12 protein-coding genes are annotated in these 14,406 nt (G+C 66.0%); 8 read left to right on the forward strand and 4 right to left on the reverse strand.

Annotation, left to right across the window (positions count from 1 at the left end; genetic code table 11):
• The first annotated feature begins 1 nt into the window (after position 1).
• The 5 genes from AB4Y43_RS23640 to AB4Y43_RS23660 all read left to right on the forward strand — a co-directional run bounded on the left by AB4Y43_RS23640 (position 2) and on the right by AB4Y43_RS23660 (position 5,062).
• The gene (locus tag AB4Y43_RS23640; RefSeq protein ID WP_342946097.1) at positions 2-1,189 is read left to right on the forward strand and encodes an acyl-CoA dehydrogenase family protein; all 1,188 of its coding nucleotides are present in this window, start codon (positions 2-4) and stop codon (positions 1,187-1,189) included.
• Between the two features lie 41 nt (positions 1,190-1,230).
• Positions 1,231-1,647, forward strand: coding sequence for a RidA family protein (locus AB4Y43_RS23645; protein WP_342946096.1), 417 nt, complete (start codon positions 1,231-1,233; stop codon positions 1,645-1,647).
• 52 nt (positions 1,648-1,699) lie between these two features.
• Positions 1,700-3,337, forward strand: a complete 1,638-nt coding sequence (locus AB4Y43_RS23650) for an AMP-binding protein (RefSeq protein ID WP_342946095.1) — start codon at positions 1,700-1,702, stop codon at positions 3,335-3,337.
• A 205-nt stretch (positions 3,338-3,542) separates the two neighbouring features.
• Positions 3,543-3,830: a helix-turn-helix domain-containing protein gene (locus tag AB4Y43_RS23655; protein WP_342946094.1), complete on the forward strand. Its 288-nt coding sequence runs from the start codon at positions 3,543-3,545 to the stop codon at positions 3,828-3,830.
• Positions 3,827-5,062 carry a type II toxin-antitoxin system HipA family toxin gene (locus tag AB4Y43_RS23660; RefSeq protein ID WP_069261935.1) on the forward strand — a complete coding sequence of 412 codons (1,236 nt, stop codon included), beginning with the start codon at positions 3,827-3,829 and terminating at the stop codon, positions 5,060-5,062. The genes AB4Y43_RS23655 and AB4Y43_RS23660 overlap by 4 nt, the downstream gene beginning before the upstream one ends.
• A 37-nt stretch (positions 5,063-5,099) precedes the next feature.
• Here the strand turns inward: AB4Y43_RS23660 and AB4Y43_RS23665 are convergent, their stop codons facing one another.
• Positions 5,100-7,790 (reverse strand): ATP-dependent Clp protease ATP-binding subunit, encoded by a 2,691-nt coding sequence (locus AB4Y43_RS23665; protein WP_368617945.1) that lies wholly within the window; start codon positions 7,788-7,790, stop codon positions 5,100-5,102.
• 199 nt (positions 7,791-7,989) lie between these two features.
• Positions 7,990-9,087, reverse strand: a complete 1,098-nt coding sequence (ydiK, locus tag AB4Y43_RS23670) for an AI-2E family transporter YdiK (RefSeq protein WP_368728912.1) — start codon at positions 9,085-9,087, stop codon at positions 7,990-7,992.
• Between the two features lie 157 nt (positions 9,088-9,244).
• Between ydiK and surE the strand changes: the two genes are divergently transcribed.
• Positions 9,245-10,033 (forward strand): 5'/3'-nucleotidase SurE, encoded by a 789-nt coding sequence (gene surE, locus AB4Y43_RS23675; protein WP_133186902.1) that lies wholly within the window; start codon positions 9,245-9,247, stop codon positions 10,031-10,033.
• Positions 10,034-10,047: 14 nt separating this feature from the next.
• Here surE and AB4Y43_RS23680 read toward each other — a convergent pair whose 3' ends face one another.
• Both AB4Y43_RS23680 and AB4Y43_RS23685 read right to left on the reverse strand, forming a co-directional pair.
• Positions 10,048-10,503, reverse strand: a complete 456-nt coding sequence (locus AB4Y43_RS23680; RefSeq protein WP_368728913.1) for an acyl-CoA thioesterase — start codon at positions 10,501-10,503, stop codon at positions 10,048-10,050.
• 27 nt (positions 10,504-10,530) lie between these two features.
• A complete protein-coding gene (locus tag AB4Y43_RS23685) occupies positions 10,531-11,121 on the reverse strand; it encodes a YSC84-related protein (RefSeq protein ID WP_069261939.1) in 591 nt (196 codons plus the stop codon).
• 373 nt (positions 11,122-11,494) lie between these two features.
• Between AB4Y43_RS23685 and AB4Y43_RS23690 the strand changes: the two genes are divergently transcribed.
• A complete protein-coding gene (locus AB4Y43_RS23690; RefSeq protein ID WP_368728914.1) occupies positions 11,495-11,866 on the forward strand; it encodes a DUF2946 domain-containing protein in 372 nt (123 codons plus the stop codon).
• A gap of 101 nt (positions 11,867-11,967) precedes the next feature.
• A complete protein-coding gene (locus tag AB4Y43_RS23695) occupies positions 11,968-14,364 on the forward strand; it encodes a TonB-dependent receptor (RefSeq protein ID WP_368728915.1) in 2,397 nt (798 codons plus the stop codon).
• The last annotated feature ends 42 nt before the right edge of the window (positions 14,365-14,406 follow it).

Raw genomic sequence — 14,406 nt, forward strand, 5'->3', positions numbered from 1 at the left:
ATTGAACGCTGCCGTTGAAACGAATCTCCACGACGCACTCGCGTGGCCGTTCTTCGAAGATCGCCATCGCGCGCTCGGCGCGGGAATCGAAGCATGGGCGCGTGAGCATCTCGTGCACGTGCCGCACGACGACGTCGATGCGACCTGCCGCGCGCTCGTGCGCAAGCTGGGCGAAGCCGGCTGGCTACGCTACGGCGTGGGCGGCACCGCTTATGGCGGCCATGGCGACACGATCGACACGCGCGCCGTCTGCCTGCTGCGCGAAACGCTCGCGAAACACTCGGGTCTCGCCGACTTCGCGCTCGCCATGCAGGGCCTCGGTTCCGGCGCGATCTCGCTGGCTGGCAACGAAGCGCAAAAGTCGCGCTATCTGCCGCGCGTCGCGCGCGGCGAGGCGATCGCCGCGTTTGCGCTCTCCGAGCCCGAAGCAGGCTCCGACGTCGCCGCGATGGCGCTCGCCGCACGCGCCGAGGGCGACGACTACGTGCTCGACGGCGAAAAAACGTGGATCTCGAACGGCGGCATCGCCGACTTCTACGTGGTATTCGCCCGCACCGGCGAGGCGCCGGGCTCGCGCGGCATCAGCGCGTTCGTGGTCGATGCCGACACACCGGGGCTCGAAATCGCCGAACGCATCGACGTGATCGCCCCGCATCCGCTCGCGCGCCTGCGCTTTACCGGCGCGCGCGTGAAGCGCAGCCAGATGCTCGGCGCGCCGGGGGAAGGCTTCAAGATCGCCATGCGCACACTCGATATTTTCCGCACCTCGGTCGCCGCGGCTTCGCTCGGCTTCGCACGCCGCGCGATGGCCGAAGGGCTCGCGCGCGCCGCTTCGCGCAAGATGTTCGGCCAGACGCTCGGCGATTTTCAGCTGACCCAGGCAAAACTCGCGCAGATGGCGCTCACCATCGACAGCAGCGCCCTGCTCGTCTATCGCGCGGCGTGGCTGCGCGACCAGGGCGAAAGCGTGACGCGCGAAGCCGCCATGGCGAAGTGGCATGCAAGCGAAGGCGCGCAGCAGGTGATCGATGCGGCCGTGCAGCTTTGGGGCGGCATGGGCGTGCAAAGCGGCAACATCGTCGAGTCGCTCTACCGCGAGATTCGCTCGCTGCGCATTTACGAAGGCGCGACCGAGGTGCAGCAGCTCATTGTCGGGCGTGACTTGCTCAAGGCATACAACGCCGCGTAAGCGCCTGCTGCGCGACGCTTCACTACGGAACCGGACGAAACATGAAACGAGCCCTTCTTCCCGCAGACTGGGTCAAGCCGCGCGGTTATGCCAACGGCGTCGCCGCTGCCGGCACGCAGGTCTATATCGCCGGCCAGATCGGCTGGGACGAGAACGCGCGCTTCACGAGCCGCGAATTCGGCGCCCAGGCCGTGCAGGCGCTACGCAATATCGTTGCCGTTCTCGAAACCGCGGGCGGCAAGCCCGAGCACCTCGTGCGCATGACCTGGTACGTCACCGACAAGAAGGAGTACCTGGCATCGCTGAAGGAAATTGGCACTGCGTTTCGCGAGCTGATCGGCGACTACGACATCGCCATGAGCGCGGTGCAGGTGGTGGCCCTCATGGAAGATGACGCCAAAGTGGAAATCGAAGCGACGGCCGTGATTCCCGACGACGCGCGTCTCTCGCGCCAGTAGACCGGCGCCCGCGCAACAGCACGATCAGCTCATACAGACAGCCGGAGACGCCATGCAACCCACCGCCCATGTCGATACGTTCGCACGCGATCATCTGCCGCCCGAGTCGCAGTGGCCCGACATGCTGCTCGACAATCCCGATGTTGCCTACCCTGCGCGCATGAATTGCGCGGTCGAGTTGCTTGACCGCGCGATCGAGGCGGGACACGGCGAACGCCCGGCCATCTGGTCGGATATCGATGGCAAGCCACAAGCCACCACGTACGCCGAACTGCTCGCGCTCGTCAATCGCAGCGCCCGCGTGCTGGTGGAAGACATGGGACTGAAGCCGGGCAACCGCGTCCTGTTACGCGGGCCGAACACATTGCAAATGGCGGTGGCGTTTCTCGCGTCGCTCAAGGCGGGGCTCGTGGTGATTCCCACCATGCCGCTCTTGCGTGCAAAGGAACTCAAGCAGATCGCAGACAAGGCGCAGGTTTGCGCGGCGCTGTGCGACGTGCGGCTCACTGAAGAGCTCGCGCGATGCATGGACCCCGCCGACGAGTTCTTTTGCGAAGGCATCAAGCAGGTCTGCTACTTTCACGACACCGCGCCGGGCACGATGGAAGCGCTCGCGGCAGACAAGCCCGCCGACTTCACGGCCTGCGACACGGCCAGCGACGACGTCTGCCTGATTGCCTTCACGAGCGGTACGACGGGCACGCCCAAGGGCTGCATGCACTTTCACCGCGACGTGATCGCCATGTGCGACCTGTTCCCGCGCCACATTCTGAAGCCCACGGCCGAGGACGTGTTCTGCGGCACGCCGCCGCTCGCGTTCACGTTCGGACTGGGCGGGCTGCTGTGTTTTCCGCTGCGCGTCGGCGCGTCGACGGTGCTGATCGAAAAGCTCACGCCGGCGCTGCTGCTCGACACGATCCAGCGTTTTCACGCGACGATCGTCTTCACCGCGCCCACGTTCTACCGGCAGATGGCGGCGCTCGTCACGCAGTACGACCTGGCCAGCCTGCGCAAGACGGTATCCGCCGGAGAAGCGCTGCCGCAGGCCACGCGCGATCTATGGCGCGACGCGACGGGCATCGAGATGATCGACGGGATTGGCGGCACGGAGCTGATTCATATTTTCGTGTCGTCCGCCGGCGCCGATGTGCGCCCCGGCTCGATCGGCCGCGCGGTGCCTGGCTACGTGGTGCAGGCGCTGGACAATGACCTGCAGCCGGTGGCGCCCGGCGTGACGGGCAATCTCGCCGTGCGCGGCCCGACCGGCTGCCGTTATCTCGCCGACGAACGCCAGGCCGTGTTCGTGCGCGGCGGCTGGAACCTGCCCGGCGACGCCGTATCCATCGACGCCGACGGCTATGTGTTCTACCAGGCCCGCTCCGACGACATGATCGTTTCGTCGGGCTACAACATCGCGGGTCCCGAAGTCGAGACGGTGCTCATGCAGCACCCCGCCGTGGCCGAGTGCGGCGTAACGGGCGTGCCCGACGAAGTGCGTGGCCAGGTGGTGAAGGCGTTCGTCGTCTTGCGCCCGGGCTTCAGCGCCGGCGACGCCCTGGTCGCCGAGTTGCAGAACTTCGTGAAGAACGCGGTGGCGGCGTACAAATATCCGCGCCTGATCGCCTTTATCGACGCATTGCCGCGCACCGAGACCGGCAAGCTCAAGCGCTCGGCGCTGCGGTCGATGTGAAGCGGCCCCTGGCGGGAAAATACGACGTAAACCGTTGAATCTTCAACGAACACGCATTGACCCCTGAAACGCCGATATGCGCACGATATTGCGCATATCGGCGTTTTATCCACCATCTTGCGCAAAATTGCGCGCATTTTCCGCCACGAATCCCGATTGATTGGGTGCGCAGAATTCTGCGCAAGCTGCTGGATAACGACCTATAATGCGCACTATGATGCGCAAAAAACCCGCGAACCTCTCGATCTCCAACGCCGAGCGCCTGGCAGAAGGCCTGCGCGCGACGCGCCGCGAGCGCAAGCTGACCCAGCAGGCCCTGGCGGAGCAGGCCGGCGTCGCCCGTCGCACCGTCACGAACGCCGAACACGCAGGCAACGTCGGCGTACGCGAACTCTGCCGGCTCGTGAACGCGCTCGGCTATGAAGTCGTGCTTCGCCCCATGGATACCGTCATCCTCGAGGACCTGAACGACATATTCAGGGACGACGAATGACTGCGAGCGCCTCATTCGACCTCGAGCGGCTCCTGCGCGAAATCCGCAACCTGGAAGTCCATACGCCGCAGGGACCGAGCGGTCTGCTGGCGCGCGAGAGCCGCTTCGTCTTCAATTACGGCGACGCGCCCGACATGGCCGCCGTATCACTCACCATGCCCGTGCGGCGCCAGAGTTACGCGAGCGGCGACCTGATGGGCATCTTCGCGATGAACCGGCCCGAGGGCTACCTGCGTTTCGTCATCGAGGAACGGCTCGCGCGTTACGGTGCGCCGAGCGACATGTTTCTGCTCTTTCTCGCCGGCACCAATCAAATCGGGCGGCTCACCTATTCCGTGCCGGGAGAGCGGGTGCCGCAGAGCGACGGCGAACGTCTGGACGAATTGCTTTCCTCGCCGTCGGGCCGGCTGTTCGAGCGCCTGATCGACCGCTATGCACTCGGCTCGGGCATCTCCGGCGTGCAGCCGAAGGCGGTCGTCCCGCTCGCCGCAGAAAACGCCCCGCGCCCCGCCGAACACACGGCGCTGCCCCTGCGCACGGTGATCGTGAAGGCCGAAGGCGACGACTTCCCCGGGCTCGCGCGCAACGAATACTTCTGCATGTCGGTGGCGAAAGAAGCCGCGCTCGAAGTCCCGGACTTCTGGCTCTCCGAAGACGGCAAACTCTTCGTCATGTCACGCTTCGACCGCGAGGCGGACGGCACGCCCATCGGATTCGAAGACATGAGCGTGCTCACCGGCAAGGCGAAATACGAGGGCAGCTACGAGATGATCGCCAAGGCCGTGGACATCTATACACGATCGGACCCGGCGCAGAAACGCCGCCTGTTCGAGCGCATCGCCCTCTCGTGCCTGTTGCGCGACGGCGACGCCCACATGAAGAACCTGGGAATCCTCTATATCGATCCGACCGGACCGCGCCGGCTCGCTCCGGTGTTCGACGTGGTCTGCACGGACATCTATCCGGATCTCGATGGGCGCATGGCGCTCGGCCTCAACCGGAGCAAGACGTTCCCGCTGCCGGCGGAACTCCATGCCTTCGCCCGGCGCCTCGGCCTGCGGCAGTCCGAAGGCGAGGAAATCATGAGCCGCCTGCACGGCGCCTATCTCACGGTCGCCGAGCGTTTTGCGCAGGACCGGCGATTCCACGAGGGCGACCTGCTCGCCAGGATCCGGCGGGCCGTCGAACGTCCGGGCGTCAAACCCGTCTCGCGCCCGAAGCTGGTGCGTTAGGCGCGCGAGCACGGGCAACGCCGCCCGGCCGCCTGCATCAGCTTGCGGCCGCCCCCTGCAACGCGAATGCCATGCGTTTGCCCGCCGCGTCGTAACGGCATACGACTTTGGCGCCCTCTTTCACGCCGCCCTTGAGCATTTCCTTCGCCAGCTCGTTCTCCACCGCCTGCTGCATCTTGCGCTTCAACTCGCGCGCGCCGAATTCCGGCCGATATCCCTCCGCCGCGAGGTAATCGATCACGCTGTCGTCGAACGTCAGGTCGATGTCCTGGCTGTGTGCCATCCGCCGGACCTGTTCGAGCTGCAGCCGCACGATCGAGCGCAGCTCGTCGCTCGTGAGCGGCTGGAACATGATGATCTCGTCGATGCGATTCAGGAACTCGGGCCGGAAATGCTGGCGCAGCTCGCCCATCACCGCGCCTTGCATCGACCCTTCTGCGCTCGACAGAAAACCCGGCCCCGAGCGCTTTTGCCCGGAGACCACGTCGGAGCCGAGATTGCTCGTCGCGATCACGACCGTATTGCTGAAGTCGACCACGCGCCCCTTGCCGTCGGTGAGCCGGCCGTCGTCGAACACCTGCAGCAGCACGTTGTAGACGTCGGCGTGTGCTTTCTCGATTTCGTCGAGCAGGATCACGCAATAGGGTCGGCGGCGCACCTTCTCGGTCAACTGGCCGCCTTCGTCATAGCCGACGTAACCCGGCGGCGAGCCGATCAGCCGCGACACCGCGTGGCGCTCCATGTACTCGCTCATGTCGATGCGCACGATGGCGTCTTCGTCGCCGAACACCACTTCGGCCAGCGCCTTCGCAAGCTCCGTCTTGCCCACGCCGGTCGGCCCGAGGAACAGGAAGACTGCCGTGGGCCGCCGGCCGCGCCGCAGCCCGGCGCGCGAACGGCGCACCGCGTCGCTGACCGCGACGATGGCCTGTTCCTGCCCGATCACACGCTCATGCAGCCGCGCTTCCATTTCGAGCAGCCGCGTGCGCTCCTCGGCGGTCAATTGCGTGACCGGCACGCCCGTGAGCTTCGAGACGATCTCCGCGACGTCTTCGCTCGTCACGTCCGAGGTCACGGTGCCGAGCTGACCTTTCCAGTCGTTGGTGGCCTGCGTGAGCGCCTTTTCCTTGTCGGCGATCGGCTCGTCCAGCGTATGGGCGCGCTCGAAATTTTTGCGCGTCGCCGCGTAGTCCTGCTCGCGCCGCAATTGCGCCAGCTCCGCCTCGAGTTCGAGGATCGCCGCAGGTCGCGAGGTGGCCGAAAGATGCACGCGTGCCGCCGCCTGGTCGACGAGATCGATCGCCTTGTCGGGCAGGAAGCGCCCCATCACGTAGCGGTCCGAGAGCTCGGCCGCCGAAACGAGCGCGTCGTCGCGAATGGTGACGTGGTGATGCACCTCGAGCTTGTCGCGCAAGCCGCGCAGGATGTTGATCGTCTGATCGACGCTCGGCTCGGAGACGAACACGGGCTGAAAGCGCCGCTCGAGCGCCGCGTCCTTCTCGATGTACTTCTGGTACTCGGAGAGCGTCGTGGCGCCGATCAGGTTCAGTTCGCCGCGCGCCATCGCGGGCTTGAAGACATTGGCGATGTCGAGCCCGCCCTCGCCGCCGCCCTGGCCCGCGCCGACGATCATGTGCACTTCGTCGATGAAGAGCACGAGGCTTTCGCGCTGCGCCGAGATTTCCTCCATCACGCCTTTCACGCGCTCTTCGAATTCGCCGCGATACTTCGCGCCCGCGATCAGCCCGTTGACGTTCAGCTCGACGAGGCGCCGCCCGCGCAGCGATTCGGGCACGTCGCCGTTGAGCATGCGTTGCGCGAGGCCTTCGGCGATCGCGGTCTTGCCCACCCCCGGTTCGCCGATCAGCACCGGATTGTTCTTGCGCCGGCGCGCGAGCACTTCCACCACGGTCTCGATCTCGCTCGAACGGCCGATCACGGGGTCGAGCTTGCCCTCGCTCGCGAGCGCGGTGAGATCGCGGCTGTATTGGTCGAGCTGCGGCGTCGCGCTCGGCCCCTTCGCGGCGGGTCGCTCGCGTTTGTCGCCCTGGGCCTCCACGAGCCGCTGCAACACCTTCTGGGGCGTGACGCCGTAGCGGCCCAGCAGATGGCCCGCAAAACTTTCCGGCACCTGCGTGAGCCCGAAGAGCAGATGCTCGGGCGCGACGTAGCTGTGACCCAGTTCGCGCGAGACGAGAAACGCACGGTCGAGCGCGCCCTTCAGGCGCGGGGAGACGCCGATACGGCCGTCCTCCCGCGCGGGCGCGCCTTCGCGCTTTTGCGCGTTGGCGTCGATGAACGCGCGCACATCGTCGGGCTGAATGCCGAGGCGCTTGAGGATCGCCGCGCCCGCGTCGTTGCCCGCGAGTTCGTAAAGCAGATGCTCGGTGTCGACTTCGCGCCGCCCGAACTGCACCGCCCGCTCCGCCGCGCGCTGGAGCAATTCACGCGCCACGTCGCTGAAATAGCGTTCGACGATGGCGCCGTCGCCCGCTTCCATGGCCTGTGGCGTAGGTTCAGCCGCCGGGCCGCCCGCATCGTCCGTGCCGTCACCCTGCTGCGAGGCGCGAAACAGCGCCTCCAGCGGGCTCAAGGTCCGTTGATGCCGCGTGAGTTGCGCGTAGTGATAGTCGCAGACATCGAGAAAGCGCCGCCTGCCGTCCTGCAACACGGCGACCCGCACCGTCGCGGGGCGCACGCCGCAGATATCGCAGTTGAACTGAGCCATTTCGTCTCCTTGGAAGCGATGCGCGGTGCGCGCGGTGCGCTGCCCGCGACCAGGAACGGCACGAGGCATGCCTACGCGAGCGCCGCATGAATGCTCTAACGAATGCCGAAGCGAAGTTCAGACGTCATCGTAACGTCGAATCGAACTGCGCGTCGGCAAGAGGAGACGTTTGCTAATCGATGGTGTTGGGTGCGCGGCGTCAAACGTCCTGATGGGCGGCCGAACTGGACGCCCCGTGGGCTTGCGCCGCCGGGTCGCGTATCCAGGCGCTCAGCAAGGTGGACGAAACGGCGAGGATCACCGGCCCGATGAAGAGCCCGACGATGCCGAAGGCGAACAGGCCGCCGAGCACGCCGGAGAGAATGAGCAGCATCGGCAGATTGACGCCGCGCCGGATCAGCACCGGACGCACGAGGTTGTCGAGCATGGCGACCATCACCGACCACACCGCGAGCAGGATCGCCGTGACATGCGCGTCGTGCACGAACAGCCAGATCGCGCCGCCGAGTAGCGGCAACGTCGGGCCGATCTGCGCGAGACACAGCATGAGCATCACGGCCGTGAGCACGCCCGCGCCCGGCACACCCGCCACCCACAGACCGATGCCGCCCAGCGCCGACTGCAGGACCGCCGTCACGACGATGCCGAGCGCCACCGCGCGGACAGAAGCGCCCGCGAGCTTGACGGCCTGCTCGCCATAAGCGGGAGCCACGCGAATGGCGAAGCGCGTGACATAGTCGGCGGCCTGCTCGCCGTTGCTGTACAGAATGCCCGTGATGATGACGGTGATGAACATGTGCATGACGAACACGCCCACCGAAGCGGCGTGGCCGATCAACCAGTGCGCCGCGATCGAAACGTACGGTTCGAGCTGCGCGAGCAGACCGCCGGGGCCGGCGTCCGAAAACTCCTGCCACTTGGCGGCAATGCGCGAGCCGACCACGGGAATGTCGCTGACCCACTGCGGCGGCGCGGTCAACGCATAGTCGGGCAATTTGCGGATCAGCTCCATGATCTCGCCGCCGTGCACCGCGAGCGTCGAGATGGCTTCATAGAGCGGCAGCACGATCACGACCAGAAGGATCAGCAGCATGATGAGCGTGGCGAGCCAGCGGCGGTTGCCGCAGCGCCTCTCGATGGCTTTCATGGCGGGCCAGGTCGCGACGACGATGGTCGTGGCCCAGATCAGCCCCGGGAGGAACGGGCGCATGACATAGAGGCTGCCGATCGTCAGCGCGCAGAGTATGGCAACAACGAACAGGATGCGGGCCAGGTCCGGCAGGGCTTGCGGCTTCACGTACTTCTCCTCGATGCAGGGCGCGCCTCATGGCGCCGACGCGCTAGTCTATATCGGATAGGCTACGAATCCGTTTCAAAAGTCCCGCACGGCAGCACGGAACGCACTCTGGAATAATGCCCCTTTCCCCCGACCTTGCCACGAAGAAGAGCCAGCCATGACCGCAACCGATACGAAACTGCCCTGCGTGCTCCTCACCAACGACGACGGCATCGACGCGCCCGGCCTCGCCGTGCTCGAAGCCGTGGCCGCCGAGCTCGCGCACGAAGTCTGGGTCGTCGCGCCCGAGCACGACCAGAGCGGCACCTCGCACTCGATCAGCCTGCATACGCCGCTGCGCGTGAGCCGGCGCGGCGCGCGGCGCTTCGGGGTGCTCGGCACGCCCGGCGATTGCGTGGTGATGGCGGTGCGCCAGCTGATGGGCGACGTGCGCCCTTCGCTCGTGCTCTCGGGCATCAACCGCGGCGGCAACCTCGGCGTGGAGACGATGTTCTCCGGCACGGTGGGCGCAGCCATGACGGGCCTGTTGCTCGGCCTGCCGTCCATCGCCTTGAGCCAGACCTTCCGCGACCGCGAGCGGGTGCGCTGGGACACCGCCCGCGCGCTCGCGCCGGACGTGATTCGCCGCCTCGCCGCCGTCGCGCATGACGCGCCGGTCTGCCTGAACGTGAATTTTCCCGATATCGACGCCAGCGCCGCAGGCCCGCTCACGGTCACCCGCCAGGGCGTCGGGCTCGTGCAGGGCATCGACGTCGTGCCGCAGATCGACCCGCGTGGCATGGACTACCACTGGCTGCGCTTCAATCGCGGCCCGCGCGAAAACGGGCCCGACAGCGAAACGGCCGTGGTGAACTCCGGCCGCGTTTCGGTCACGCCGCTGCATTTCGAACGCACCGACGAAAAAACGTTTGTCACGTTGCAAGCGGCACTCGGCGCTGCCGCCTGAACGTGGTCCAATGGTCAATCGCGCGCGGCGGCCGTCATCGCCCGCGCGATCGCATCGCGAATGTCATCAGGAATGCCAATCGACTTGTGAGTGTCGAGCGAGGTGGTCACGATGGTCTGGCGTGCCGCCATACGCAGCACGCCGTCCACGCCCGTGCAGGCCCACGCGAGCGTGAGCGACGCCCCGCCCAGGCGCTCGACGTCGAGCGAGAGCCAGACCTCGTCGCCCATCTTGCTGACCGCCTTGAAATCCACTTCGAGCCGCACGGTCGGCATGCCCACGCGGCGAGCGCCTATCACGCCGTGATAGCCCTCCTGCGGCAACAACTCGTCGATCCACGATTCGACGAGATCGTTGAAGAGGACGAAATACTGCGGATAGAACACGATCCCGGCGGGATCGCACTCCGAGAAGTGAATCTTGTGTTTGCGGCGGTACGTGAGCGTCGCCATGCGTGTGTCTCCTTTCATGCCAACTCGTCACTGCGCGCGGCAGCGTCAAATGACGAGCCGCGACACCTTCACGCCTTCCAGCGACACCCCGGCCATGAGGCCCGCGTTGGTCAGCACGAACGCTTCCACGGGGCTCGTCGCGGTCGAGGTATCGACATTGCCGTTCGCGCCCACCGTGACGAGCGCAACCGTGGCGTCCGCACCTGCCGACCACCCCTGGCTGCTCGTGAAATCGTTGAGCGCGACCGGGTTCATGAACGCGAAGATGATGGCTTTGGACTGCGCGCCGATCTGCAGGCCGAACGAGCCCGCAATGGTGCTGTAGTAGCCCGTCGTGCGGCCATCCACGCGCAGCGCGCCGGTGCCGTACTGACCGCCGATCCAGAAACCTGCCGAAAGCACCTGCGGAAAGACGAGCACGCCGCTCGCCTTCGAGACCAGCTCCTGCGACCCGCTCACCGTGCTGAAGAGGCGCGAGAGCGTGGCGTCGACGCCCGCGTCGATCGAATTGCGCTTCGCCGTGTTTTGCGAGGCGCTGTTCTGCGTGCCGAGCGGCGTGGTCGTGCAGCCGGCAAGCGCGAGGCCGCTGGCGGCCAGAGCGGCACTGGAGCTGAGAAGAAATTGACGTCGGCGCATTACGTGGTTTTCCTGTGCAAATGGGGCTTCGGGTGCCCGCGCCGGCCCGCTCGTGGACATCCGGGCCGTGCGCAAAGCGCTACAGGATAGCGCGCATGGCCGTCGCCGGGGCAAACCCGCAATCCGGCGCGTGGGCACCGGCCGCCCGCGGCGGCCATGACCGCTCATCCTTGGGGGTATAGGACCATGCAGCGGGCATCGAGTTCGCGCGAAGAGGTAAGGAAATCCCCAGCCGCGGGCGTTTCGATGCCACGCAACGGCGTCGACGGGCGCGACATCGCACCGCGCTTATTGCCATCCTCAGGGCCGCGGGCGCGCGTGCGCAAACGCGAAAGGCCGTGTTAGACTCCGCCGCGCAATCATTCTCATTCTCATGAATTCACGCAAGCATTCACTGCTGACCGCATGGCTTGGCCTCGTCGCCATGTGGCTCATCGTGCTTGCGCCGCTCGTGAGCCAGCTCGTCGCCGCGCAGCACGCGCATGAGCCGGACGCCACGCTCTGCTCGGCCGTGCAGCCGGTGCAGTCCGGTAGCGCGCCGCATCTTTCGCACGACGACGCATTCAGCGCCTGCGGCTACTGCCATCTGCTCGAGCATCATGTGGCGATGGCTTCGGTCGCCGCGCCCGCTCCGCTTGCCGCCCTCGTGCTCGCCCGCGAGACGATCGCGCCGCCCGTCACCCACGACCTCCCCTTAGGCGCCTTCCCTTCGGGCAGGCCGCGCGCCCCACCCGTCCTTTCCTGAGTTACGCCTTTACCAGCCGGTCGACCGCGATCTGATCGCGTGCCCAACGAGCACGCACGACACGCGCGACTGCTCGATTCCCGTTTCCAGGAAAGCATTTCATGTCCACGCTCACCACGCGTGGCGCTGGCGTTCGCTCGCGCGAACGCGCAACGCCGCGCGCGCTGCAGCATGCCGGGCGCCTCGCGCTCGCCATGCTGCCGCGCGTCTTGCCGCTGCCTCTCGTTGCACCCATCGTCTTTCATGCAGCCCATGCTGCCGAGGCGCAAGCCGCCGATGCCGCCTCGGCCACCACGCTGCCCACCGTCACGGTCAGCGCCGCCGCTGGCAGCGCCGCGGCGCCCGCCGTCGATCCCAACCTGCCCGCGACGGTGGAAACCGTCACGCCCGCGCAATTCGCGAACTGGAACGTCGTCAACACGGAGGACGTGCTCAAGTACCTGCCCAATCTCGCCGTACGCAAGCGCTACGTGGGCGATCTGAACTCGATCATCGCCGTGCGCGGCACGAGCAATACGCAAAGCGCGCGCGGTCTCGTCTATGCCGACGGCCTGCTGCTCTCGAACCTGCTCGGCAACAGTTACAGTTTTCCGCCACGCTGGTCGATGGTGTTCCCCGACCAGATCCAGCAAGTGGATGTGATCTACGGGCCGTATTCCGCGCTCTATCCCGGCAACTCGCTCGGCGCCACTGTGCTCATCACCACGCGCATGCCGAAGGCGTTCGAAGCGACCGCGGACGTAAAGGCGTTCACCCAGCATTTCAGCCTCTTCGGCGTAAACCAGAACTTCAACGGCAGCGAGATGAGCGCTTCGATCGGCGACCGCATCGGCAAGTTCTCGTATCTGCTTGGCGTGAACCACCTGGAGAACACGAGCCAGCCCCTGCAGTTCGCCACGCTTGCGCAGTCGACGAAGCCCGCGCAACCGGGCGACGTGCCCGTGCGTGGCGCGTACTTCTACAACAACCAGACCAACACGCCCACGGTCGTGCTCGGCGTGAACGGCGAAGGCATGCAGCACACGGTGCAGGACCAGTTCAAGCTGCGCATGCAGTACGACTTCACGCCCACCGTGCAAGGCGGCGTGACGCTCGGCTACTGGCACCAGACCTACAACAACGCCACCTCGACCTTCCTTTACGACGCGAACGGCAACCCCGTGTACAGCGGCAAGGTGTCGATCAACGGCTACGAGTACACCATTCCCGCGGCCGCGTTCGCACCGAGCCGCGGCTGGAGCGAAAACTGGCTGTATGGCGCGACGCTGCGCACCCATCAGGCGACCGGCTGGAACGCTGAAGCCATTGCTTCGTACTACGAGGTAAGCAACAGCGTGGCGCGCACGGCGAATGCGGGCGGACCCGGCAACGGTCCCGGCGTCATGACGCTGGGCGACGGCACCGGCTGGAAGACGCTCGACCTCAAGACGACGTGGACGCCGGCCACACCCGACGCCGGACTCGCCGCCCACTGGCTCACCTTCGGCTATCACTACGACGATTACGCGCTCGACAACCGCACGTACAACACGCTCGCGTGGCGCGACGGCGGTGCGAACAGTTTCGCCAACGCCTTCGCGGGCAAGACCGAAACCCAGGCGCTCTATGCACAGGACGCCTGGCGCTTCCTGCCACGCTGGAAGCTCGTGTACGGCGTGCGCTACGAGAACTGGCGCGCCTTCGACGGCTATCAGGCGCTCGGCAGTGTGAACGTGCCTTATGCGAACGTGGGCGACCATCACTTGTCGCCGAAAGCTTCGCTCTCGTTCGACGTGACCGACGACCTCACGCTGCGTGCATCGATTGCGCGCGCCTACCGCTTCCCGACTGTGAGCGAGTTGTTCCAGGGGCAGGTGAACGGCTCGTCCATCGTCAACAACAATCCGAACCTGCGCCCCGAGGACGATCTCTCGAAGGAACTGAGCGCCGAATGGGCGCACTGGAACGGCCTGTTCCGCCTGACGCTCTTTCAGGACGACGTAAAGAACACGATCTTTAGCCAGACCGATACGACGGTCATTCCGAACGTCACGAACTTCCAGAACATTGGCAAGGTGCGCTCGCGCGGCGTGGAAACGAGCTATCAGGGAGAAGACGTCATCGTGCGCGGGCTCGATCTCGCGGCGAGCGTGGCCTATACGCAGTCGAAGATCCTGGAGAACGCGCAGAATCCGGCGAGCGTCGGCAAGTACTTCTATCGCATTCCGCTGTGGCGCGCGAATCTCGTCGCGACCTACCGGTTCGACGCGCGCTCCGCGCTCACGCTCGCCGCGCGCTACTCGGGGCGCCAGTACAACACGCTCACGAACACGGACACGAACCCGAACGTATTCGGCGGCACGAGCACCTACACGGTCGCCGACGTGAAGTACACCTTCCGGCCGACGAAGAAGAGCGAGATAGGCGTGGGCATCGACAACCTGTTCGACGCGCGCTACTTCGTCTATCACCCGTATCCCGGCCGTACCTACTACCTCGAAGCGAAGCTCGGCATTTGAGCGGCTCGTTTTCGTTTGAATCATCCATGCATTCGAGCCGTG

This window comes from Paraburkholderia sp. BR10872 (genome assembly GCF_040965835.1).
Classification (GTDB): Bacteria; Pseudomonadota; Gammaproteobacteria; order Burkholderiales; family Burkholderiaceae; genus Paraburkholderia; species Paraburkholderia nodosa_A.

Coding starts and splice junctions, on each gene's coding strand:
- AB4Y43_RS23685 (WP_069261939.1), bottom strand. CDS start 11,121: ATGCGCCGACGTCAATTTCTTCTCAGCTCCAGTGCCGCTCTGGCCGCC.
- AB4Y43_RS23650 (WP_342946095.1), top strand. CDS start 1,700: ATGCAACCCACCGCCCATGTCGATACGTTCGCACGCGATCATCTGCCG.
- surE (WP_133186902.1), top strand. CDS start 9,245: ATGACCGCAACCGATACGAAACTGCCCTGCGTGCTCCTCACCAACGAC.
- AB4Y43_RS23645 (WP_342946096.1), top strand. CDS start 1,231: ATGAAACGAGCCCTTCTTCCCGCAGACTGGGTCAAGCCGCGCGGTTAT.
- AB4Y43_RS23695 (WP_368728915.1), top strand. CDS start 11,968: ATGTCCACGCTCACCACGCGTGGCGCTGGCGTTCGCTCGCGCGAACGC.
- AB4Y43_RS23655 (WP_342946094.1), top strand. CDS start 3,543: ATGCGCACTATGATGCGCAAAAAACCCGCGAACCTCTCGATCTCCAAC.
- AB4Y43_RS23680 (WP_368728913.1), bottom strand. CDS start 10,503: ATGAAAGGAGACACACGCATGGCGACGCTCACGTACCGCCGCAAACAC.
- AB4Y43_RS23660 (WP_069261935.1), top strand. CDS start 3,827: ATGACTGCGAGCGCCTCATTCGACCTCGAGCGGCTCCTGCGCGAAATC.
- AB4Y43_RS23690 (WP_368728914.1), top strand. CDS start 11,495: ATGAATTCACGCAAGCATTCACTGCTGACCGCATGGCTTGGCCTCGTC.
- AB4Y43_RS23665 (WP_368617945.1), bottom strand. CDS start 7,790: ATGGCTCAGTTCAACTGCGATATCTGCGGCGTGCGCCCCGCGACGGTG.